The following is a 23,372-nucleotide window of genomic DNA, read 5'->3' as shown; positions in this document are numbered from 1 at the left end:
CCCGTGACACAACGATGGCGCAGGCAGGTTATGCACGCCGTTCCGGGTCGCGCTGTCCCGGTCGCCGTCGTATCGCAGGTGCTGGAGATTGGGACATTCCGACTGCGGCAGAAGCATCGGACCATTGAGGACGGTCATTGCCGGTCACGGATCCGGCTGATACGGTCGCTGCCAGCTATCGGCTGCGTACCACCACACGGGGGGCCGGATCCGCTCGGTCCGACGCGCTTTGCACGCGTCGCAATCTTTCTGTCAACCGAGTCGGCCAGCGACATTCACCAGCGCACATCCGCCCTGCCCGCACGCCCATTGTTTCCATGGCGACGTGTGGCGATAGAGGCTGCCTGTTCCGTCGCATGTCCGCACCTCCATCGAGGAGAGCTCGACGAGCATGGACACCCATTCTCCGCACAATCGCCGTCGTCGTACCGCCATCGGCGCGGGCCTGCTCGGCCTGCTGCTCATCAGCTCGGGCCTGGTCGCCACGCAGCGCCTCGGTGACGACGGGTCGTCTCAATCCGCCGAGGAACGCGCCCGTGATGCCGTGGTGCTCGCCGACCCGCCCCCGGGCATGCCGCCGGTCAAGGGCCGCCCGGTCGCCGCCACCCCACCGGGACCGGGCAGCAGCCTGCCGGACCGGCAGAAGGCGCCCACCGGCAAGACGTTGCCGGCCGCGAAACGGGTCGCGGAGAAGATCTCGGCGCGTACGTCGAACGCCAAGGTGTGGACCCTGGCCGACGGCCGCACGCAGGCCGAGGTCAGCGGCACGCCGCTGCACTACCGCGACGCCGGCGGACGCTGGCAGGACATCGACACCACGGTCCGGCGCACCGGCGAGCAGGGGTACGTCTACCGCGCCGGCCAGAACTCCTTCGACAGCCGCTTCGGCGACCGCACCGACCGGCTCGTCCGCTACGACCTGGGTGGACGCTCGGTGTCCGTCGGCGTCGCCGGGGCCGCCCGCAAGGTGACACCCAAGGTGCGCGGCAGCGCGGTGCGCTATCCGGACGTGTTCGGCAGCGCCGACGTCGCGTACGACGTGAACGCCTCGGCGCTGAAGGAGAAGATCGTGCTCGACAAGGCCCCGGCCGGGGCCGCGTCGTACACCTTCACCCTCGCGCTCGACGGGGTCACCGCCGCCGCGCAGCCGGACGGCTCGATCGCCTTCCGGGCCGCCGACGCCGACGGTGCGCCGCTGTTCTACCTGCCGAAGCCGTACATGTACGACAGCGGTGCCGACCCGGCCACGCCGACCGGCACCGGGTGGAGCAACAAGGTCACCCAGGTTCTCACCGGCTCCGGCTCCGCGCTGCGGCTCACCGTCACGGCCGACGAGAAGTGGCTGCGCGACGGCGCCCGCAAGTACCCGGTGGTCATCGACCCCACCATCAAGGTGCAGCCGCAGGTGGGCCAGGCCCAGGACGGCATGATCAACTCGTACGACCCGGCGGTCAACTACGACACGTCGTGGCGGCTGTCGGTCGGCACCAATCAGGTCAGCGGGTCCACCAACGCGATCTTCCGCAGCCTGGTGAAGTTCCCGCTCAGCGAGGTCCCGGCCGGCACGAAGCTGGACTCGGCCCAGCTCAAGATGTACTTCGACCAGAACATGGTGAACGCGCAGGACGGCACCGTGGTGCCGATCAACGCGCACCGGGTCACCGCGGCCTGGAACGAGAGCACGGTCACCTGGAACAACATCAACACCGCGGTCGGCGAGATCGGCACCAACACCGAGCAGATCGACAACGCCGACTCCGGCAAGACCGCGGCCGTGGGGGAGTGGCCCTCGGTCAGCGCCGCGGCCGCACTGAGCGGCAGCTACCGCACCAACAGCGGGGCCACCACCGGCGACACCTACACCTGGGTGCCGCGGGTCACCGAGACCGGCAAGTACGACGTGCAGGTGCACTACGTCCCCGGCGCCGACCGCGCCACCAACGCGCCGTACACGGTCTTCCACACCGGTGGCAGCACGGTGAAGACGGTCAACCAGACCACCGGGTCGGGCAGCGGGGCCTGGGTGTCGCTGGGCGAGTTCTCCTTCAACGCCGGCACCACCCACAAGGTCGTCCTGGGTGACGTGGCCGGCAAGACCGTCGTGGCCGACGGCGTGCGCCTGGTCAAGAAGGCCGCCGACAGCAAGGGCGCCTTCCAGAACCACGCTTGGCACACCTTCAGCGTCCGGTCGATCGTGCAGGACTGGATCGACGGCAAGCAGGCCAACCACGGTTTCGTGCTGAAGACCCCGAACGAGGCCAGCGTGCTCAGCGGCCCCCGCTACGAGGGCGCGGAGAACGCCTTCGGCGGCGAGGTCGACACCTTCCCGACCCTGCTGTTGACCTGGGGCCGGCCCGGCGTCACGCTGCAGATGCCGACGACGATCCGCTCCACCGGCGCCGAGCTGGCCTGGAGCGCCTACGCCGACCCGTCGAGCAGCACCAGCGACGACATCGTCGAGTACCAGGTGCACCGCAGCTCCGCGCAGAGCTTCATCCCCTCGGAGCGCACCCTGGTCGCACCCATCCTCAAGGACCGCACGTCCTACAGCGACACCAGCGGCACACCGACGCCGGCGAACAACGCCACCGAGTTCGGTGCCCCGTTCTACTACATGATCGTCGTGAAGACCCGCGACGGGCAGCTCATCCCGTCCCCGACCGAGCAGGTGCAGCTGCCCAAGGCCGGCCACATCGTGCGCGTGCTGCAGGGCAACTCCACCGACACGACGCTGACCAGCAAGCAGCCCGACACCGGCCACGACGTGCTCGACGGGGGCGGGCTGGTCCAGATCGGCAACAACGGCTCGATCTTCGGCACCAGCCGGGCCGTGGTGAAGTGGCCCAGCATGACCGGGCTGCCCACGGGCACCAAGGTGCTCAGCGCGAAGGTCGGCCTCTGGGGTGCGTACTCCGAGGGTGACGGCGGCGCCACCTTCAACATGCACGGCCTGACCCGTGACTTCGACGAGGCCACCGGCTCGTGGAACAAGGCCGCCGGCTCCACCGCCTGGACCACCCCCGGTGGCGACTACACCGCGGCGGCGTCCGGTTCGGTGACCAACATCGGCACCGATCCGCGCTGGCAGAACTGGAATGCCACGTCGCTGGTGCAGGGCTGGGTCAACACCCCGAGCAGCAACAAGGGTGTGCTGTTCCGGCTGGCCAACGAGTCCACGCCGACGCAACGGGTGCTGTTCACCGCGGGTGAGGTGCCCGACATCCGGCAGCGGCCCCGCCTCGAGGTGATCTACACGGCGCCGGCCACGGAGAACACGTACTACGCGCCGACCGTGCCCTCGCGGATGATCCCCGGTGACGAGTACACGTCCCCGGTGACCATCACCAACTCGACGAGCTCGCCGCTGGCCAAGGCGGACTGGGTGCTGTCGTACCGGTGGGAGCTGGCCGACGGCACCGACGTCACCACCGGGGACAACCAGCGTGAGACCCCGCTGCCGGTGGATCTCGCCTCCGGCGCGGTGACCACGGTCAACGCGAAGATCATGACGCCGGTCCGCTCGGACCAGGGCAACAAGCGGCAGAAGTTCGTGCTCAAGTGGGACCTGCGCAACAAGACCACCAACCAGTGGCTGTCGCAGGTGTGGGAGATCCCGCCGCTGGCCCAGCCCGTGACCGTCGAGGATCCGACCTCCGACCAGCTCGGGCTGGAGAAGTTCTACCAGTACACCGGCCAGAACGCGGGCGCCGGTTCGACCGTGATGGTGAACCAGTTCTCCGGCAACGCGGTGTTCAGCTACAACGCGTTCAGCAACCCGAGCCGCGGCCTGTCCACGTTCCTGCGGCTGTCGTACAACAGCCAGGACAGTTCCAATTCCTACATCGGGTACGGCTGGTCGCTGTCGACCTCGACCGTCACCCGGCTCGGCTCACCGCTGCAGTTCTCCGGCGGTGACCCCCGCTGGCCGGCGAAGATCACGCTGACCGACGGCGACGGCACCAGCCACTTCTTCGACCTCAACAAGCACAACAGCAGCAACGAGGCCGACTGGGACTACGACAGTGCCGCGGGCGTGCACCTCTATCTGCAGCGCAACGGCGACGACCCGACCCGTACCTGGGTGATGACCCGCCCGGACCGCAGCCAGTTCTTCTTCGACGTGGACGGCTACCAGACCGCCGTCATCGACAAGAACGGCAACGACCTGCGGTTCACCTACGAGCGGGTCAAGGTCGGCAACCGCAACACCGGCGTGCTGAAGTACATCACCGACGCCACCGGCCGCCGCACGCTGACCTTCGAGTACTTCAACAGCGGCGACAACTTCGCCTTCTTCACCGGCAACAGCGACACCAAGCAGTCCGGCACGAACCTGGCCAACGGCCAGATCGTCAACCAGCTGCGGGCGATCACCGACGTCACCGGGCGCCGGATCACCCTGACCTACAACGACAAGGGCCTGCTGCGCGAGGTCCTCGACGGGCAGGGCACGCCGGACGAGAAGCCGTTCGGCTTCTACTACGACGACTCCTCCGGCCTCAACAACCCCAAGCTCGTCCGGGTCGACGATCCCCGCGGCAACGGCACCAAGCTGGGCTACTTCCCGGCGTCCGCGGGCAACCTGCTCAAGTGGCGGACCGAGAAGGTCATCGACCGCAACGACAAGAACATCGACTTCACCTACACCGACCCGGACGGCTCGACCGGCTCGTTCATCGAGAACGTCGTCACCGACGCCAACGGGCACGCCTCGAAGTACCTGCTCGACGGCTTCGGCCGGCCCACCCTGCTGACCAACGCCAAGCAGCAGAAGACCGAACTGACCTGGGACGCCGACAACAACGTGCGGCGCCTGGCCGAGGACAACGGCGCGGTCACCACCTGGGTCTACGACGAGAAGACCGGCCTGCCGCTGGAGATCAAGGATCCGGAGGCGAACAAGAACAACTGGCCGGCGCAGAAACTCGAGTACCGGTTCGGGCTCAAGGGCCACACCGCCGAGCTGATCGGCAAGACATCTCCTGAGGGCCGCAAGCACACCTTCGGCTACGACGCCTACGGCAACCTGACCTCGGTCACCGACCCCAAGGGCAACGCGACCACGGCCGCCGGTGACTACACCTCGGTCTACACGTACGACACGTGGGGTCAGCAGAAGACCTCGACCGACGCCAACGACAACACCACCAGGTACGACGACTACGACCCGGTCGGCTATCCGCGCACGATCACTGACGCCCTCAACCAGAAGGAGACGTACGAGTACGACGCGATCGGCAACGTCGTCTCCATCACCGACGCCGCCGGCAAGACCTCGACGTACACCTACGACGTCTTCGGCCGGCCGCTGAACTCCCGGGAACCGAAGGACGCGGCGAACAACGTCTACATCGTCACGCCGGGCCCGACCTACGACGGCAACGACAACGTGGTGCGCGAGGAGGCCGCCAACGGGGCCGTGACGGAGTCGGGCCACGATCCGACCGACCGGCTGGAGTTCCGCAAGGAGCCCAGTGACGGCAGCGGTGCGCCGGAGCGCATCACCACCTACGACTACGACAACGTCGGCAACCTGCTGCGTGACACCGAGCCCAAGGGCAACCTGACCGCGACCCCGGACGACTACACGACGACCTACCGCTACGACGAGCTGAACCAGGTCATAGAGGCCACCGATCCGCTCGGCGGCCGGGTCGTCTCCACCTACGACAACGTGGGGAACCTGAAGACCGCGGCGGATCAGCGCAAGTCGGCGACCACCGACCCCGACGACTACAACGCGAAGTACGACTACGACCTCAACCACCGGCAGATCGCGATCACCGACGCGGCCGGCAACGTCACGAAGACGGAGTACGACCGCGACGGCAACCCGACTGCCACGGTGGACCGGGAGAACAACCGCACCACCGTCAAGTTCGACCCGCGTTCCGCGGTCGAGGAGATCAAAGCTCCGCACAAGACCGTCGACGGCACGACGACGTACCGCACCTCCAAGTTCGAGTACGACGAGGTCGGCAACAAGACCCGGGCCATCTCACCACGGGGTGTCGAGACCACCGGCGACTTGAACGATTTCGCCACGGTGACCGTCTACGACGTGCTGAACCGGGTCAAGGAGCAGCAGGAGCCGTACGCCTCCGGGGACGACCGGTACAAGACGGCCGACAAGACCGTCTACACCTACGACGAGGTCGGCAACACCAGGACGGTGAGTTCCCCGCCGTCGGAGGGTGAGACGACCCGGCCCGAGATCAAGTACACGTACTGGGACAACGGCTGGAACCGCACCAGCACCGACGCCTTCGGCATCAAGACCGAGTACGACTACGACACCATCGGCAACCAGACCTCCCGCAAGGTGACCGGGGCGAACAACAAGACCCGGCAGATGAACTGGACGTTCTTCCCGGACGGCAAGCAGAAGACCCAGTCCGACGACGGCGCCGGCTCCGGCACCGCCCGGAAGAACTTCGAGTTCTCCTACGACGCCAACGCCAACCTGACGACGATGCTCGACAAGAGCACCGACGCCAGGATCGACACGTACGCGATGACGTACGACGTGGTCAACCGCATGGAGAAGGTCGAGGAGAAGCTCGACGGCTCGGTCAAGAACACCACCAGGTACGGCTACGACGTCAACGACAACCTGCTCGAGCTGACGCACGACAAGACGTACTCGAAGTACACCTACGACGCCCGCGACCTGGTCTCGGAGCTGAAGAACGGCAAGACCGCCACCGACTCCGACGCGAAGACGACCACCTTCACGTACACGAAGCGGGGCCAGGTCGCCACGGAGAAGAAGGGCAACGGCAACACCGTCACCTACGACTACTACCTCGACGAGCAGCTGCAGAAGCAGGTCGAGAAGAAGTCGAACGGCACGGTGGTCAACGAGCACACCATCGAGTACGACGCCAACGGCCACCGGGCCAAGGACGTCGCCAAGAAGCAGAACGCGGACAACAAGTCCGCGACGATCGACACCACCACGACCTACGAGTACGACCCGAGGGACCGGATCCGCAAGCAGGTCAAGACCGGTAGCGGTGCCGGCACCGAGACGTATGTCCACGACGCCAACAGCAACGTCATCGAGCAGTCGGTCAAGAACACCAGGACCACGTTCAACTACGACAGGAACCGGCTCAAGACCTCCACGTCCACCACCGCCGGCATCTCGGTCAGCTCGACGTTCAAGTACGACGACTTCGGCCGGCAGGAAAGCACGACGACGGACGGCAAGGAGACCGAGAAGTACACCTACGACGGCTTCGACCGCACGACCAAGTACACCAAGACGCCCGGTGGCGACACCGAGTACACCTACGACCCGCTGGACCGTCAGCTCACCCGCAAGCAGAACGACAAGACCACCAAGTTCTCCTACCTCGGGCTGGCCGAGCAGATGCTGTCGGAGGAGGAGGGCGGCAAGCTCCGCAAGACCTACCAGTACGGGCCGGACGGCAACCTGCTGTCGCAGGCGAAGTTCAAGGACGACGGCAGCTTCGAGACGTCCTACCAGGGTTACAACCCGCACACCGACGTCGAGCAGATCACCGACGAGCGGGGCGACTCCCGGGCGACGTACGGCTACACCGCGTACGGCAGCAACGACGACGCCCAGTTCAGCGGCGCCGACAAGCCCGACGCCGGCAACCCGGAGGATCCGAACAAGGAGCCGTACAACGCCTACCGGTTCAACGGCAAGCGGTTCGACCAGTCCTCCGGCTCGTACGACATGGGGTTCCGGGACTACGACCCCGGCCTGAACCGGTTCCTGACCCAGGACAGCTACAACGGCGCCCTGGACGACATGAACCTGTCGACCGACCCGTTCACCAACAACCGGTACGCGTTCGGCGGCGGCAACCCGATCTCGCAGGTGGAGATCGACGGCCACTTCTCACTCAGCGACGTCGGCCACGCGGCGCTGGACGTCGCCGGCCTCGTACCCGGTGTCGGAGAGGTCGCCGACCTGGCCAACGCGGCCTGGTACGCGGCCGAGGGCGACTACGGCAACGCGGCCCTGTCGGCGGCCTCGGCGATCCCGTTCGCCGGCTACGCGGCCAGCGCCGCCAAGGGCGCCAAGTACGCCGCCAAGGGCGTCGACGCCGCCCAGTCGGCGGCCAAGGGTGCCGACGCCGCGCGCAGCGGGTCGAAGGCGGCCAACGCGGCCCAGGGTGGCGGTAAAGCCGCACCGTCGCCCGGCAAGGCATCGTCCGGCGGCGGTGGCCCGACCGGCGGTGCCAAGGCAACCGGCGGCGGTGGTAGCGCAGGACCAGCCAAGGCACGCGGCGGCGGTGGCGGCGGTGGCGCGAAGAGCGGCGGCACGGCGGCCTCCCGTGGGAGCAGCTGTGCGAGCAACAGCTTCGTGCCCGGCACGGCCGTGCTCATGGCGGACGGCTCGTTGAAGGCCATCGAGGACATCGACCTCGGCGACGAGGTGCTGGCCGGTGACCCGGAGCTGGGTATCACCGAGAGCCGGCCGGTCATCGACCTGATCCCCGGTGACGGGGAAAAACAACTGGTCGAGATCACCGTCGACACCGACGGCGCGGCCGGCAAAGCCACGGGAAGCGTCATCGCGACCGACGGCCACCCGTTCTGGGTCGATCAGCTGGGCAAGTTCGTCCCCGCCGCGGAGCTGCGGACCGGCGACATGGTCGAGGACGTCGACGGCAATCTCCTCGAGGTCAAGGCGACGCACACCTGGAAGGAGACCCGGCAGGTCCACAACCTGACCGTCGACGGCATCCACACGTACTACGTCGTCGTCGGGACCGCCACGGTTCTGGTGCACAACTGTGGTGGAAAGATCCCGTACAACAGCGACGGTCTCAGCACTGCGGCGTACAAGGCCCGTGGGGGTGGTGGATTCCCCACCGGCCCGCGGACCAAGGCGCCCGGCGGCAACGTCGCGGTGGCCAAGGTCGACGGTCACAACGGCCTGGTCACCGGCTTCAGCAAGGGCGACGGCTACCATTCCGAGGACCACATCATCGATCAGATCAACGCGATGAAGGCCAAGGGCAACAACGTCGGGAAAATCACCGAACTGTACAGCGAACGGCAACCCTGCTCCGCGTGTGCGAGCAAGCTCTCCGGTTATCTGGCGGACAATGCGCGGGTGACCTGGTCGGTTCCCTGGGGCGATAATGCGCTGGTCAATTCCGTGGCCAATGAGATGCTGGCGGGGATGATACGAAGAGCCAGCGGCGGACGGTAGTGCGGCGAGGGGCCCGGGGAACGAATTCCCGGGCCCCTTTGTCGTGGTGCGGCGAATGGATTAGTCTCGGCGAATGGCTGACGAGGCACTCGAGAACACAGTGGCGCGGGAGTTGCAGGCCGCCGGACTGCAGGCTTCGTCATTCGACGAACCGCAGGCCGGCGGCTTCGGTGTCGAACCGGACGACGGTTTCGTCTCGGTGGTCTGGACGCCGTCCGAGGCATTGAGCTCCGTCGCCTTCGACAAACTGATGGCGGGAGAGACGGAGCACGAGGCGGTCCTGCACATGGGACGGGTCAAGCACCTGATGGCGACCGCGATCCTGGGGATCCTGCAGTCCGCCGGCCTCGAGGCCAGGATGAGCACGGACGACATGGCTCCGGCCACGGTGGAGGTCCGATCGGGCGGCGCCGCGCGGTGAGCCGCTAGCGGCGCGGTCCCGCCCGAGCCGTTTGTCAGGCGCCGAGAAGCCGTCGCGAAGAAGCGTGCGCGTGCACCCACCACGCGAGGGGAAGGGCGATCAGCACCACCGCCTGGATCGCGAGCAACGCCGCAACGATGCCCCAGCGGTCGGCCACCAGCCCGGCTCCCAGCGCGACGAGCGCGTACAGCACGCTGCCGAGCAGCGACGCGAGCGAACCCATCGTCGCGCGTTCCCGGTCGGTGAACTCGCGCTGGAGCAGCGTCTGCTGGGCGATCGTCGACATGCCGTAGGCCGGTGACCCCAGCAGCACGGGCGAGAACACCGTCGGCTTGACCAGCGCCACGACGTTCGCCACGGTGTCGAACAGCTCGCCGGACAGCAGGGTGCGCGTCGCGCCCAGCCGGCCGATCACCCAGCCACTGACGCGGAAGCCGGCGAAGGCCACGGCGTGGCCGAAGGTGCGCCACAGGCCCAGCGCCCAGAGCGGCCACAGCCCGGCCACGAACACCGGCGACAGCTGCGCCGCGCTCTCGCTGCTGTACCGAAGCGCCGACACCAGGGTCATCCGGCGGAGCACCGGATTACCGCGGATGCCGCGCAGGGCCGATCCGAGATGCACCAGCACGGTCGATTCCAGCGGGCCGTGCACCCGCGGTTCCCGGACCCGCCAGGCGATGAACACGCACAGAATCTGCGGCACGACCGACAGCACGACCACCCCGCGCAGCGACCAGGCGCCGCCGACCACGCCACCCACGGCCGCCGCCAGGGCGAGCGCGAGCTGGAACATCGAGTTCACCCGGCCCGAGTGCCGGGGGAACTCCTCCTCCCGGCCGGCTTCGAGCAGCGTGTCGTAGAGCAGAGACTCGTTGTTGCCGCTCCACAGTGCCGTGGCCAGTCCCTCCAGCACAACGGCGGCGAGGAGGAGGCCGTAGCCCGGGGCGGCGGCGTACCCGAGATGGGCGGCCACCATGACGACGGCACCGGCGATCATGGTGCCGCGCCGGCCGAGGCGGTCGGAGAGCACCCCGGTCGGGACCTCGAACGCGGCCGAGGACAGCATCTTCACCGCGAGAAGGCTGGCGGCGGCGGTGTACGAGCCGGTGACCTGTGCGAAGTAGATGACCATGATGGGCCCGTACAGGCGGAAGTCGCCGCAGAAGTTGAACCAGCTCAGCAGGCGGACGTTGCGGTGGACAGGATGAGCAGCGGATTGCGGGCGTGCGGACACAGCGGAACTCCCGGAGAGGCGAACGGAGACGCCAGACAGCGCCACGGGCCGGTGACAGGTGTCACCTCGCCCCGGCGACCGGGATGGGTGCTGTGCTGCTACCCGCGCGGCTCTAGCAGCCGGCGACCGCGGTCACCAGGGGGCGAACGGAAGCTCCGGTCATCGTGGTGGCCATCAGTGCTCCTCTTTTCTCCGGGCGGACGCGCCGCAACGGCTGCAACTCTATCGACTCAGCCGACTTCGGCGAGCAGCCGACGGGCCGCCGCCTCGTCGGCGGCGGCCACCAGCACGTGCACGCCCTGCAGCTGCAACTGCGGCTCCTGCCCGCCGGCGTCGTCGGCCGACGAGGCTGCCCGGAGACCCTGGCTGCGCAGCAGGCCGACGATGAGCTCCGCCTCGGTGCGGCTGCCGACGACGGCCACGGACACGGCGGCGCGGTCCATCACGCCTCCTGACCGGCGGGCGCAGCCGCGGCCCGGGCGCGGGTGATCTGCGCGTCGAGGTCGCGCAGGGCCTGGAAGACGGCCTCGGAGAACGTCGGGAACGGCTGGATGACGTCGAGCAGCACCGGCACCGGCGTGCCCGTACGGATCGCCAGCGTCACCTGCTGGAGCCACTCACCCGCCTCGGGCCCCAGGGCGTAGGCCCCGGTGATCCGCTCGCCGTCCGACACCAGGGTGAGGAAACCTGGCTGGGTGTCGTAGGCGCGGGTGTAGGTCGACGTCCGCGGGACACCGCTGAGCTGGATCGTGGCGGTGAAGTCGCCCTCGGCCGCGCCGACCGCGGCCGCCTGCGGGTCGCAGAAAATGACCCGGGGCACGGCCTCGTAGTGCGCCTCGCGGTGCCCGCCGAGGATGTTCGACGCGACGACCCGGCCCTGGTACTCACCGACGTGGGTGAGCAGCCACAGCCCGGTGACGTCCCCGATGGCCCAGAGGTTCGGCCCGGCGGAGAGCCGGCTGTCGACGGCGATCCCGCGGGGGTCCGGGGTGATGCCGACCGTCTCGAGCCCGATGTCGGTGACCCGCGGCCGCCGGCCGGTCGCGACGAGCAGGCGGTCACCTCTCACCTCGGAGCCGTCCCCGAACGCCAGCACGTATTCGTCACCGTCGAGCCGGGCAGCGGTCGGCGCCTGGCCGAGCCGCAGCTCGATGCCGTCGGCGCGCAGAACCTCCGCCACCTGGTCACCGAGCGCCCGCGGCTCCCGCGGCAGCAGGTGGTCGCCGCGCTGCACGAGCGTGACGGACCCGCCGAGCCGGGTGACCGCCTGCGCCATCTCGACACCGATCGCCCCGCCGCCGAGCACCAGCAGCCGCCGGGGCACCTCGGTCAGGCCGGTGACCTCCCGGTCCGTCCACACCCCGGGCAGCTCGGCCAGCCCGGGCAGCGGCGGGAAGGCGGGATCCGAACCGGTGGCGACCACGACATGCCCGGCGGTGTACGTCGTCCCGTCCACCTCGACCGCACCCGGCCCGGCCAGCCGGCCCCGGCCGCGGATCACCTCGATCCCGGCGCCGCGCGCCCACGCCACCTGGCCGGCGTCGTCGTAGTTCGACACCATGAAGTCACGCCAGGCCAGCGCCGACTTCACGTCGACGGTCCCGGTCACGGCCTCCCTGGCGCCGGGGGCGTTGCGGGCCCCGGCCAGCGCCTCCCCGGGCCGCAGCAGCGTCTTGGACGGAATGCAGCCCCAGTAGGAGCACTCGCCGCCCAGCAGCTCCCGCTCCACCATGGCCACGCGCAGGCCACCCGCGGCCAGCGCGGCGGCGCAGTGCTCCCCGGGCGCGCCGGCCCCGAGCACGATCACGTCGAAGCCGGTGGTCATCGCGGCGACCCTTCCAGGGCGGCGGTGGCGTCCCGGTACGCCTCTTCCGCGCTTCGGCCTTGCCGGCGGGCGACCACGAAGGCCGCGTACCAGTCCCACCAGTGATGTTTCGGTGCGGTCGGCTCGTACCGGCCGTGGTTGTCCTCGGCCTCACGCAGAAGCTCGGCCAGCGCTGCGACGTCCATCAGGTGCCCTCCGTGTCCGTTGCGGAACCGGCTCGCCGCCGGTCATCTCACTCTCGCCCGGCCCGGCCCGGGCTCGCGCCCGGGAAACCCACTGGTCGCCGGGCCCCCGTACCTGCTCCTCAGACCCGGCCCGGCAGCCGGTCGGTGAGCTCCTGGAGCAGCCAGCGGTTGCCGTCGGGGTCCTCGAACGTCGCGTACGAGGCGTAGGAGCGGCGCTCCGGGTCCGGACCGCTGGCGTGGCCGGCGGGGTCGGCGACGAAACCGGCGCCGAGGCTGCCGCCGGCGTCGTGGAAGATCTCGCTGACCGGTACGCCCTGGGACACGAGCTGCGCGCGGGCGACCTCGATGTCGTCGACCGCGAGCAGCAGCCCGCCGTTCTGGCCCGGCTGGGCGGTGGTGACGCCGGTGCCCAGAATGATCGAGGCGGTCGACCCGGGCGGGGTGAGCTGCACGGCGTGGTAGCCACCGCCGGGATCGATGTCGGCGTCGAGCCGCCACCCCAGCCCCAGATAGAAGTCCCGGGCGCGGGCGGCGTCGGCGACCGGAAGAACGGCGACCTCGAGCCGGTACGCCACGCTGGTGCCGGCGGGACCGGCGGTCTGCGGTTCGCCACTGACATGGGTGCTGCTGGTCATGATGACCTCCTTGGACCGAATTGCTGACAGCCCGAAGTCTTCTCGCACAGCACCCCGGTCGCGCCCGTGTGAGGCACTGGTATGCCCACGGGGCCCGTGCACCGGGGTCAGCCCGTCTGGAGATCGACCTGGATGCTGTCGGAGTCGGGCACGATCCGTACCCCGGCCCGGGGGTCCGCCGCCGCCACCAGATACCACCGGTCGTTCTTGCGGGTCAGCGCCAGGAGTCCCCGGTACTCATGCTTGAACCTGGTGTCCGCGGCCGTCCCGGCGAGGTGGGTGACGCCCGCTCCGACCAGGCCGAGGTCGTCCTCGGAGTGGATCACGACGCGCGGGATCGTGCCCGGGTCACGCGCCGCGAGCCGGGCGGAGTAGAAGCCGCAGATCTCGCCGAGCACGGACAGGATCGCTATCCCGAGGACACCGACGAGCAGCAGGCGACCGCGCCGTCCGATCAGAGCCAGGACCGGTACGTGGGGATTGTCCGCGTGCAGCCAGACGAGGGCCATCGCGCACAGCAGGATGCCGCAGGTGCCGGTCGCCCGCAGGACCTGCGGCAGGAGACTGGCGGAGGGCGCGGTGACGCTCGTCAGCAGGGCGAACAGCACCACGGCGGCGATGACCGCGGCGGTCGCCACCCGCGGCCGGTCAGCGTGCAGCCGCTTCACCGCCTGGAACGCGGGCACCGCCGCCGACGCGATGAGGAAGGCGATGATCGCCAGCCAGAGCAGCAGGCGCCCGCCCTGCAGCACGATGCCGCTCGTGGCGTCGCCCAGCAGCCGGGCCGGCAGGCCGAAGTAACCGTAGAAGCTGGCCACGACGAAGTAGCCGAGGAAGTACAGCGCCGCCACGAAGAACGCGGTCTGGGCGACAACCGATTGGATCAGGGGCAGGTAGCGATCAGTCGTTGGTGCCGAGGGGCTGTTCATACCGACCATGGTCGGCCCGGATGCGCTCAGACGGACGGCTTCAGGGCGCTGAAGCGTACGCCGGTGGCCTGTTCGGACAGCTCCCACAGCCGGCGGCCGTGGCCGGGGTCGGTCGCCGCGGGCGACAGCCGGCCCGGTGCCGGCTGACCACGCAGCTCGCCCGGCCCGTCCGGGGCGATGAGCTCGCCCGGCCGGGCCGCCGGGTCGGTGGCGGCGAACAGCTGGGGCCGGGCGCCCCGGTCGGCCGGCTGGGCCAGCAACGGGTTGCCGATCCGGCCCAGCAGGAACCGCCAGAGCGCGGTCGTGGAGCTGGTCTGCAGGTTGGTGGCGGTGTAACCGGGATGGGCGAGCATGCTGCGCACCGGGCTGCCGGCCGCGGTCAGCCGGCGGTGCAGCTCCCGGGCGAAGATCGCGTTGGCCAGCTTGGACGTGTTGTAGGCGCCCATCGGGGAGTAGCGCCGCTCGCCGGCCGGGTCGGCGGGCGGCCGGGCCTGCCGGTGGTTGACCGAGGTCACGGTGACGACGCGCGCGTCGCGGCCGGCGAGCAGCAGGTCGAACAGCAGCCCGGTGAGAGCGAAGTGCCCGAGGTGGTTGGTGGCGAACTGCAGCTCGTGCCCCTGCGGGGTGAGGGTGCGCGGCGGGGCCATCACCCCGGCGTTGTTGATCAACACGTCGATCCGGGCGTGGTCGGTGCGCATTCTGTCGGCGAAGGTCCGTACCGAATCGGGGTCGGCCAGGTCGATGCGCCGTACCTCCAGCTCCGCGCCGGGCCGGGCCGCCGCGATGCCGGCGGCCGCGCGGTGGCCCTTCTCCTCATCCCGTACGGCGAGAACGACGCGCGCGCGGTGGGCGGCGAGCGCCCGGGCCGTGGCGAGGCCGAGCCCGCTCGTGGCGCCGGTGACGACGAAGGTACGGCCGCTCTGGTCGGGAATCTGTGCCTCGGTCCAACCGTCAGCAGTCATGGGTCCCACTGTGCTATCGGTGGCACAATGAGTCAAGAAGTGCCCGACAGGACAGATGAGGCCTGACGTAGCATCTGGCCATGCGATCTCGGACCGACAGCAGCGTGGCGGAACGGAAACGCCAGCTGGTCGCCGACGAGTTGCGCGACGCGGCCCTGATGCTGCTCGCCACCCGTGGCTTCGACGCGGTGACCGTCGACGACATCGTCACCGCTGCCGGCATGTCCCGGCGCACCTTCAACCGCTACTACGCCTCCAAGGAGGACGTGGTCGTCCGGTTCCTGGCCGACATGGGCGCCGACATCGTGGCCGCGCTGGCCGAGCGGCCCCCCGCCGAGCCGCCGTCGGTCGCGCTGCGCCACGCGGTCTGGGTGCCGCTGGCCGCCTGCACCGACCATCCCGACCACATCGAACGGGCCCGCAAGGTGGTCCGTCTGGTCCTGGACACCCCCGCCCTGCAGGCCCGCTGGCTGGAACGCCAGACCCAGTGGCGGGCCGGGCTGATCGCCGAGCTGGCCGCCCGCCGCGGCCTCGACCCGGACACCGACCCGTACCCGCGGATCGCCGCCGGGATGGCCCTGGTCGTGTTCGACACCGTGCTCCAGCAGTGGCAGCCGGGTGACGACGAGCAGCGCCTCGCCGAGCTGACCGACCAGGCGTTCGCGGTCGTGGCGCCGGCCCTGGACGCGCCCGCCGGTTGACCCGGCGCGTTGCGCTGGTTGACCCGGCGCGTTGCGCTGGTTGACCCGGCGCGTTGCGCTGGTTGACCCGGCGCGTTGCGCTGGTTGACCCGGCGCGTTGCGCTGCTTTGACCCGTGCGCTGCGCTGCTTGACCCGTGCGCTGCGCTGGTTGACCGGCGCGCTGCGCTGAGCAAGCCCGGGGCGTCGCTACGGCCGGCTGCGTAGCCGATGAGTCGCCGCTCGACGTACGCGATGGGCCCGGCGATCCGGCACCGTGACAGGGAAGCCTGCGGCGCGATCGCGCCGCACCGGACCCTGAGGAGAGCCTGATGAGGTCAGCATCAACGATGCGCACGACCCGGCCCGCCGCGGCGGGGAGCGGCTTCGTCCTCGGCCGGCGATGGCGCCGGGCCACCCTGATCCTGCACATCATCGCCGGTGGCACCTGGATCGGCATCGACGTCATGGTCGCCGTCCTGGTCTGGACCGGGCGCTACGGGTCGGACGCCGACGTGCGCGGCCTGGCCTACCGGGCGCTGGCTGCCTTCGCCGTGTGGCCGATGCTCACGGCCGGGCTGATCTGCCTGCTCAGCGGCCTCGTGCTGGGCCTCGGTACCAAGTGGGGGCTGCTGCGCTACTGGTGGGTGGCGGTGAAGCTGGTGCTGAACCTGGTGCTCTGCACATTGATCATCGTGGCGCTGGAGCCGGGCATGGCGGCCGTCGCCGCGTACGGTCGGGAGCTGGGATCAGGAGCGCAACCTCCGGACGAGGTCTCCTCGCTGTTCTTCCCGCCGGCCGTCTCGCTGACTGCCCTGACGGTCGCGACCGTGCTCAGCGTGGTCAAGCCGTGGGGCCGGATCGGCCGACGTGATCGGCCTACTACGATGGCCCGGTAGGAGCTCGTGGGCACGCTGCTGCGGGACCCGGCGCCACATTGTCAAGGATGACGGGAGACCGTGGTGAGCACCGACGAGCAGTGGTCGAGCGGCGCGTCCCGCATCGACATGACCAGGCCGCACCCGGCGCGACGGTACGACTACTGGCTCGGCGGCAAGGACAACTTCCAAGCCGACCGGGAGGCCGCCGAGGCGATCGCCGCGGTGTTCCCGCACATCCGTACGGCCGCCCGGGAGAACCGCGCCTTCATGCAGCGGGCGGTGAACCACCTCGCCGCCGAGACCGGCATCCGCCAGTTCCTCGACATCGGCACCGGGCTGCCGACCGCGAACAACGTGCACGACGTGGCGCAGGGCATCGCCCCGGAGTCACGCATCGTCTATGTGGACAACGACCCGCTGGTGCTGACCCACGCCCGGGCCCTGCTGACCAGCTCCGAGCAGGGCGCGACGGCCTACATCGACGCCGACGTGCGCGACCCGGAGAAGATCCTGCGCGACCCGGCCGTGCGCGAGACCCTGGACTGGTCGAAGCCGGTGGCGCTGCTGTTGGTGGCGGTCCTGCACTTCGTCGAGGACTCCGAGGACCCGTACGGCATCGTGACCAGGCTGGTCGACGAGCTGCCGGCGGGCAGTTACCTGGTGCTGTCGCACGCGACGTTCGACCCGCTGGACCCGGAGACGATCGCGGCCATGAACGCGGTCAACGAGGGGATCAAGCCGCGCTTCTCCCCGCGTACGCTGGCCGAGGTGTCCCGCTTCTTCGAGGGCCTCGACCTGCTGGAGCCGGGCATCGTCTCGGTGTCCGACTGGCGCCCGGAGGGTGACGGCCCGCGGCCGAGCCCCGCGGAAGCCACAGGTTACGGCGCGGTGGCCGCTGTCCGTCGCTGATCACCCGTACGCGGTCAGACGTTCCGCCAGCTCGCGCGGCCGGCTCAGCGCGGGAGTGTGTCCGCCGTCGATCTCGTCCGGGGTGATGCCCAGGCGTTCCCCGGCGACGCGGCGAAGATAGCCGGGCGGGAACAGGCGGTCGTCACGGCAGATCAGCACCCGGGTGGGGACGGCGGGCCAGGCCTTCAGCGGCGACGGTTCACCCATCCGGGTCTCGGACTGGTAGCGGCCGCGGCGGAGTGCCTCAGCGGCCAGGTCCGGCCGGACGTCGTGGTAGAACAGGGCTCTCTCGTCGTCGTATCGGCCGGCTAGGTCTTCGCTGTAGCCGGTGTGCTTCCAGTAGTCGGCGGGTGCCTCGCCCGGGGCGGGGATCATGGGTGCGACCAGGACGAGCAGGCGCGCCGCCACCCGCTCGCAGACGAGTGGGGCGACGAAACCGCCGGCTGACTGCGCGACGACGATCACGTCGCTGCGGTGGCCGATCGCGCTGACCACCGTGTCCACGTAGTCGGGCAGGCCTGCGGAGTCGTCGTCGCAGGGGAGGTCGGGGGCGAGGGTGTCGTGGCCGCGCGCCTGCAGCTCGGCCTCGACCAGGTGCCAGTACCAGCCGACGTCGCCGGCGCCGTGAATGAGGACGTAGGTGGCCACGAGTGGAATCTACGCTGAGGTGAGCCGCCGGACCTTGAGGTGAACCTGAACCCGGCGCTCCTTGGGGCCGGCGCTCCCGGGATCTGGCCTTCCTGGACCTGGCGCTTTGCCTGGACTTGGCGCTTTGCCTGGACTTGGCGCTTTGGCTGGACTTGGCGCTTTGGCTGGACTTGGCGCTTTGGCTGGACTTGGCGCTTTGGCTGGACTTGGCGCTCTCCCTGGAACCGGCGCCGTTCCGGGACCTGGCGCTCTCTTGGACCTGGCATGAGATGGCGTCGGGTGGGCACACCTTGCCCATGGCAGTGATCCTCCTGACCGGCGCGTCCGGCTCCATCGGGCACATGCTCCGCGAGCGCCTGGCGCACCACGAGCTGCGCCTGACCGACGTGCGGGCCGGCGAAGGGGTCGAGGCGCTGGACGTCACCGACGCGACCGCCGTCGAGCGGGCGTGCCGGGGCGTCGACGCGGTGGTGCACCTGGGCGGGATCGCCGGCGAGGGGCCGTTCGAGGACGTGCTGGCCGTCAACGTGCGCGGCACCGAACGGGTGCTGCAGGCCGCGCACGACACCGGGGTGCCGCGGGTGGTGCTGGCGTCGAGCAACCACGCGGTAGGCCTGTACGAGCGTGCCGATGCCGGCCCGGAGGGCCTGGCCGACGACGTGCCGCCGCGGCCGGACTCCTACTACGGCTGGAGCAAGGCGGCCATGGAGGCGTTGGGCCGGCTTTACTACGACCGGTACGGCTTGCACGTCATCTGCCTGCGAATCGGCTCGTGCATTGAGCAGCCCGGCGACCCGCGGGATCTGTCGGTGTGGCTTTCGCCCGATGACGTGGCGCGACTGGTGGAGGCGTCGCTCGGGGCGACCGGGTGGCGGCTGGTGTGGGGTGTCTCGGCGAACACCCGGCGGTGGTGGTCGGGGGCGGGCGGCCGGGCGATCGGCTACGAGCCGCGGGACGACGCAGAGCGGTGGGCGGCAACGGTGGGGGAGCCGGACCTGACGCTGCCGGAGCACCGGCTCGTCGGTGGGACGATGGCCGAGAAGCCGCTCGGGAAGCCTTGACTTCCTCGGCCGCCTTGTCGGTGGAGCGGTGCTGGCGGAAGTCGCTCGGGAAGCCGTGATTGCTCGGCCGCCTTGTCGGTGGAGCGGTGCTGGCGGAAGTCGCTCGGGAAGCCGTGATTGCTCGGCCGCCTTGTCGGTGGAGCGGTGCTGGCGGAAGTCGCTCGGGGAGCCGTGATTGCTCGGCCGCCTTGTCGGTGGAGCGGTGCTGGCGGAAGTCGCTCGGGAGATGTGACTACCTCAGCCGGCCGGTCAGGGCGCGGAGCCACTGCCGTAAGGAGGACGGGCCGGCGTTCGTGCCGGGCGTGGGCAGGGGGGGGCGGCGGCGTCCACCGGTATCCCGCCTCGGAGATGTGCCGCAGCATCCACGCTCGCCCCTGCTCGCCTGTGGTGTGCCCGGTGTAGCTCATCGGCCGCGCCCGCATCGCCCGTTCCCGCGAACTGGCGCGCCGCGCGCGGGTCGATCGCCACCTCCGTGGCGGGCGCGGTCCCAGCGGGAGGTTGTGCGCCCGGTCCGCCAGCGCTCGGATCTCCGCCAGCACCTCGTCGGTGTTCACCGTTCCCGGCTGCCGGCTCGGTTTCCCGGCCAAAGCACGGATCTCGATCAGCGCGTGATAGGCGAGCAGGCCGCCGACCTTACGATCGTCGACCTCCACGCTCGGTGCTCGGAACATGCCGCCATCATTGCTTCCCTTCGCCAGATCAGGCTCAGGTGAGGGTGATGACGACGTTGCCGGTCTTGTGGCCGCTGTCGACGTACCGGTGCGCCTCGGCGAGGTCGGCCAGCGGGTAGCTGCGGTCGATGATGACGCGGAGCGCGTCCTGTGCGAGCAGGTCGCGCAGCTCGGCCAGGGCCGCGTGCTTGCGTACCGACATGCCGGTGCGCACCCGCGGTCCGCCGGTGATCGCGGTACGCAGGGCGAGCACGTTGTTCACCAGTCCTGTCGTCGGCAGGTAGCAGCCCCTCGGCGCCAGCACAGCCCGGCACTGGGCGAACGAGCTCCGGCCCACCGTGTCGAAGACGACGTCGTACCGTTCGCCGCCGGCGGTGAAGTCCTCGACGGTGTAGTCGTAGACCCGTTCCGCACCCAGCGACTCGACGAGTTCCGCGTTGCGGCCGCTGCACACGGCGTGGACCACTGCGCCGGTCCGCCTCGCCAGCTGGACCGCGTACGTGCCGATGCTGCCGGAGCCGCCGATGACCAGGACTCTTTGTCCTTTTCGGACCCGAGTCAGTTCGCGGAGGAAGTACCAGGCGGTGGTGAAGCCGTCGACGCTGGCTGCGGCCTGTGCGTAGCTGACGTTCGGCGGCATCGTGGTGAGCGATGCCCGCTCGGACAGGCACTTGTACTCGGCATTGGCCCCGACGGCGAAGCCGGTGAACCCGAACACCCGATCACCGATCTCATACCGGCCCGCTGCCGGGCCGAGCGCCGTGACCTGGCCGGCGAACTCCAGCCCGAGCACGCGGACTCCCTTGCGGGGGCGGAGTGGTCCGAGGATGAGTCTGCCCCAGCGGGGTTCACCCCGACGCATGCCACATTCGGCGGAGGTGACCGTGGTCGTGTGCACCTGAACCTGAACTTGGTCACCACGGGGCACGGGCTTCGGCAGGTCGATCGGGGTGAGGACTTCGGGCGGGCCGTACGCCTGGAACATCACCGCTCGCATGGACCCATCATGGGGCGGCGCCGCTGTGACTGCGCTGAGGGCGCTACGACCGGGCCGGGCCGCGCCGAGCGAGGCGGACGCGTCAGGACCGGGCGTCAGGCGGGCTGGGACGGACGAGTCAGGACCTGGCGTCAGGCGGGCTGGGACGGACGAGTCAGGACCTGGCGTCAGGCGGGCTGGGACGGACGAGTCAGGGCATCGACATCTCGGGAGACTCTGTGGCGTCGCGGAGTCGCGCGGCGTCCTGGCTCGGTGGCGCGCCGAACTGGCGCCGGTACTCGCGGCTGAACTGCGACGGGCTTTCGTAGCCCACCTGGTGGCTGACCGCCGTGACGTCGCCCGGCTGGGTGGCCAGTAGCAGCCGCGCCTGCTGGAGCCGGAACTGCTTCTGGAACTGGATCGGGCTCATCGCGGTGACCGCCTGGAAATTGCGGTAGAACGCCGACACGCTCATGCCGGACATCCGCGCCACGTCCTGCACCCGGAACGACTCGCGGTAGTTGTCGCGGATCCACCGCACCGCGCGGGCCACGTGGGCCAGGCTGCTGTCGGCCAGGCCGAGCTGGCGTACCGTGGCGCCCTGCTCGCCCGTGATCAGCCGCCACAGGATCTCCCGGGCGATCAGCGGGGCCAGCACCGGGATGTCGCGGGGCCGGTCGAGCAGGCGCAGCATGCGGACGGCCGCATCGATGAGCTCGGGCGGTGCGTCGCTGACGGCCATCGCGGACGGTGTGCCGCCGCCGGGGGCCCGGGGCAGGTCGCCGGGCGGTGCGTCGAGCAGCAGCTGCGCGATCGCCGACGGCTGCAGGACGAGACCGAAGCCGAGCGCCGGCCGTTCGGGGCTGGCCTCGGTGTAGTAGCCGGTGACCGGCAGGTCGACCGAGGCGACCAGATACTGCCCGGCGCGGTACTCGTACACCCGGTCGCCCAGCGCGAGCATCTTCGCGCCCTGGGCGACCAGGGCCAGCACCATGCCGGACATCGATGTCGATGACTGGAACGCCTGCTCGGCGCGGCCGATCAGGACACCGTCGATGGGGGTGGTCCCGTCTTCGCGGGCATGGCGGGTCAGCAGGGCGCGCAGTTCGTCGAGGGGCACGCATCTATTGGAGCATCCGGCCGCATTCCTCACAAGGAGAGGATCAGGCAAGGGTACGAGAGCATCGCTCTACTGTTTTGCCTGCTCACGGTGATGTGATGGATTCACCGAGATAGCACGGAGCTGGACAAGGCTCCATGAATGAACAGGTGGGCACAACATGAAGGTCGCCATCGTCATCGGCGCCAGCTCGGGCATCGGGCAGAGCACAGCGATCCAGCTGGCGAAGCGGGGGACGGACGTCATCCTCACCTACAGCGGCAACGAGGCCGGCGCGCGGGGCACGGTCACCGCCATCGAGAAGGAGGGTGGCACAGCCGTCGCCCTGCGGCTCGACATCGGCCGCAGCGAGACGTTCCCGGCGTTCCGCGAGCAGGTCGTGGCCGCTCTGCGCGACACCTGGCAGCGGGACACGTTCGACTGCCTCGTCAACAACGCCGGCTTCGGCGGGATGTCCATGTTCGAGGACACCACCGAGGAACTGTTCGACAAGTTCATGCGGGTGCTGCTCAAGGGCCCGTACTTCATGACCCAGACTTTGCTGCCGCTGCTGACCGACGGCGGCGCCATCGTCAACGTGAGCAGTAACTCGGCGCTTCCGACCGGACTGGTGGATGCCGGCTTCTCCGCGTACGCCACGATGAAGGGCGGCCTGAATGTGCTGACCCGCTACCTGGCCAAGGAATTCGTGCCGCGGGGCATCCGGGTCAACGCCGTCTCGCCCGGCCCGACGCGCACCCGGCTCTCCGACTCCTCCGGCGTCGCGGCCTTCGAGGCGTACCCCGAGGTCATCCCCGCGCTCGCGGCCAAGACCGCCCTCGGCCGCATCGGCGAGCCTGACGACATCGCCTTGGTGATCGCGACCCTGCTCGGAGAGGAGGGCCGCTGGATCACGGCGCAGAACATCGAGGTCTCCGGCGGCTACGACCTCTGATCGGGTCGGTGTCGCAAGGCTCTACGGTATCGGGATGGCTGTCGTGGAGACTGTGGCGCGCGTCCGGATCGGTGCTGGAGCTGCCATCGAGCGACTGCTGTGCCATC

General features: G+C 69.7%; 17 protein-coding genes. 7 read left to right on the top strand and 10 right to left on the bottom strand.

Features of this window, described 5'->3' with window-relative positions; genetic code table 11:
* Nucleotides 1-391 precede the first annotated feature (391 nt).
* Together ACZ6S4_RS11900 and ACZ6S4_RS11895 are read left to right on the top strand one after the other, a co-directional pair.
* Nucleotides 392-9,196: a DNRLRE domain-containing protein gene (locus tag ACZ6S4_RS11900; RefSeq protein WP_465474917.1), complete on the top strand. Its 8,805-nt coding sequence runs from the start codon at nt 392-394 to the stop codon at nt 9,194-9,196.
* A gap of 73 nt (nt 9,197-9,269) precedes the next feature.
* Nucleotides 9,270-9,617 (top strand): hypothetical protein, encoded by a 348-nt coding sequence (locus tag ACZ6S4_RS11895; protein WP_465474916.1) that lies wholly within the window; start codon nt 9,270-9,272, stop codon nt 9,615-9,617.
* Nucleotides 9,618-9,651: 34 nt separating this feature from the next.
* Here the strand turns inward: ACZ6S4_RS11895 and ACZ6S4_RS11890 are convergent, their stop codons facing one another.
* From ACZ6S4_RS11890 to ACZ6S4_RS11860, 7 genes are all read right to left on the bottom strand, one after another.
* Complete coding sequence (locus tag ACZ6S4_RS11890; protein WP_465474915.1) at nt 9,652-10,851, bottom strand: MFS transporter; 1,200 nt, start codon at nt 10,849-10,851, stop codon at nt 9,652-9,654.
* Nucleotides 10,852-11,081: 230 nt separating this feature from the next.
* Nucleotides 11,082-11,294 (bottom strand): hypothetical protein, encoded by a 213-nt coding sequence (locus ACZ6S4_RS11885; RefSeq protein WP_465474914.1) that lies wholly within the window; start codon nt 11,292-11,294, stop codon nt 11,082-11,084.
* Nucleotides 11,294-12,676 (bottom strand): dihydrolipoyl dehydrogenase family protein, encoded by a 1,383-nt coding sequence (locus ACZ6S4_RS11880; RefSeq protein WP_465474913.1) that lies wholly within the window; start codon nt 12,674-12,676, stop codon nt 11,294-11,296. Before ACZ6S4_RS11880 ends, ACZ6S4_RS11885 begins: the two co-directional genes overlap by 1 nt.
* Entirely contained in the window at nt 12,673-12,861 is a 189-nt protein-coding gene (locus ACZ6S4_RS11875; RefSeq protein WP_465474912.1) for a hypothetical protein, read from the bottom strand. Before ACZ6S4_RS11875 ends, ACZ6S4_RS11880 begins: the two co-directional genes overlap by 4 nt.
* Nucleotides 12,862-12,980: 119 nt before the next feature.
* On the bottom strand, nt 12,981-13,496 hold the full coding sequence (locus tag ACZ6S4_RS11870) for a VOC family protein (protein ID WP_465474911.1): 516 nt from the start codon (nt 13,494-13,496) through the stop codon (nt 12,981-12,983).
* A 107-nt stretch (nt 13,497-13,603) separates the two neighbouring features.
* Nucleotides 13,604-14,425, bottom strand: coding sequence for a hypothetical protein (locus tag ACZ6S4_RS11865; protein WP_465474910.1), 822 nt, complete (start codon nt 14,423-14,425; stop codon nt 13,604-13,606).
* A 26-nt stretch (nt 14,426-14,451) separates the two neighbouring features.
* Entirely contained in the window at nt 14,452-15,387 is a 936-nt protein-coding gene (locus ACZ6S4_RS11860) for an oxidoreductase (protein WP_465474909.1), read from the bottom strand.
* A gap of 80 nt (nt 15,388-15,467) precedes the next feature.
* Between ACZ6S4_RS11860 and ACZ6S4_RS11855 the strand changes: the two genes are divergently transcribed.
* The 3 genes from ACZ6S4_RS11855 (at nt 15,468) to ACZ6S4_RS11845 (ending at nt 17,855) form a co-directional block, all read left to right on the top strand.
* The gene (locus ACZ6S4_RS11855; protein ID WP_465474908.1) at nt 15,468-16,088 is read left to right on the top strand and encodes an acyl-CoA-like ligand-binding transcription factor; all 621 of its coding nucleotides are present in this window, start codon (nt 15,468-15,470) and stop codon (nt 16,086-16,088) included.
* A gap of 309 nt (nt 16,089-16,397) precedes the next feature.
* Nucleotides 16,398-16,964 carry a hypothetical protein gene (locus tag ACZ6S4_RS11850; RefSeq protein WP_465474907.1) on the top strand — a complete coding sequence of 189 codons (567 nt, stop codon included), beginning with the start codon at nt 16,398-16,400 and terminating at the stop codon, nt 16,962-16,964.
* 108 nt (nt 16,965-17,072) lie between these two features.
* Nucleotides 17,073-17,855 (top strand): SAM-dependent methyltransferase, encoded by a 783-nt coding sequence (locus ACZ6S4_RS11845; RefSeq protein WP_465475074.1) that lies wholly within the window; start codon nt 17,073-17,075, stop codon nt 17,853-17,855.
* Here the strand turns inward: ACZ6S4_RS11845 and ACZ6S4_RS11840 are convergent, their stop codons facing one another.
* Nucleotides 17,856-18,503, bottom strand: a complete 648-nt coding sequence (locus tag ACZ6S4_RS11840; protein WP_465474906.1) for an alpha/beta hydrolase — start codon at nt 18,501-18,503, stop codon at nt 17,856-17,858.
* Nucleotides 18,504-18,799: 296 nt separating this feature from the next.
* On the opposite strand from ACZ6S4_RS11840, the gene ACZ6S4_RS11835 reads away from it, so the two are divergent.
* A complete protein-coding gene (locus ACZ6S4_RS11835) occupies nt 18,800-19,564 on the top strand; it encodes an NAD-dependent epimerase/dehydratase family protein (RefSeq protein ID WP_465474905.1) in 765 nt (254 codons plus the stop codon).
* Nucleotides 19,565-20,269: 705 nt separating this feature from the next.
* Here ACZ6S4_RS11835 and ACZ6S4_RS11830 read toward each other — a convergent pair.
* Both ACZ6S4_RS11830 and ACZ6S4_RS11825 read right to left on the bottom strand, forming a co-directional pair.
* Nucleotides 20,270-21,232: an NAD(P)-dependent alcohol dehydrogenase gene (locus ACZ6S4_RS11830; protein WP_465474904.1), complete on the bottom strand. Its 963-nt coding sequence runs from the start codon at nt 21,230-21,232 to the stop codon at nt 20,270-20,272.
* 190 nt (nt 21,233-21,422) lie between these two features.
* Complete coding sequence (locus ACZ6S4_RS11825; protein ID WP_465474903.1) at nt 21,423-22,331, bottom strand: AraC family transcriptional regulator; 909 nt, start codon at nt 22,329-22,331, stop codon at nt 21,423-21,425.
* A gap of 160 nt (nt 22,332-22,491) precedes the next feature.
* Between ACZ6S4_RS11825 and ACZ6S4_RS11820 the strand changes: the two genes are divergently transcribed.
* Entirely contained in the window at nt 22,492-23,265 is a 774-nt protein-coding gene (locus ACZ6S4_RS11820) for an SDR family NAD(P)-dependent oxidoreductase (RefSeq protein WP_465474902.1), read from the top strand.
* Nucleotides 23,266-23,372 lie beyond the last annotated feature (107 nt).

The organism is Actinoplanes sp. NPDC051405 (assembly GCF_055586185.1).
Note: the sequence above shows the minus strand (reverse complement) of the source record. Positions and strands in the feature narration are given on the sequence as shown.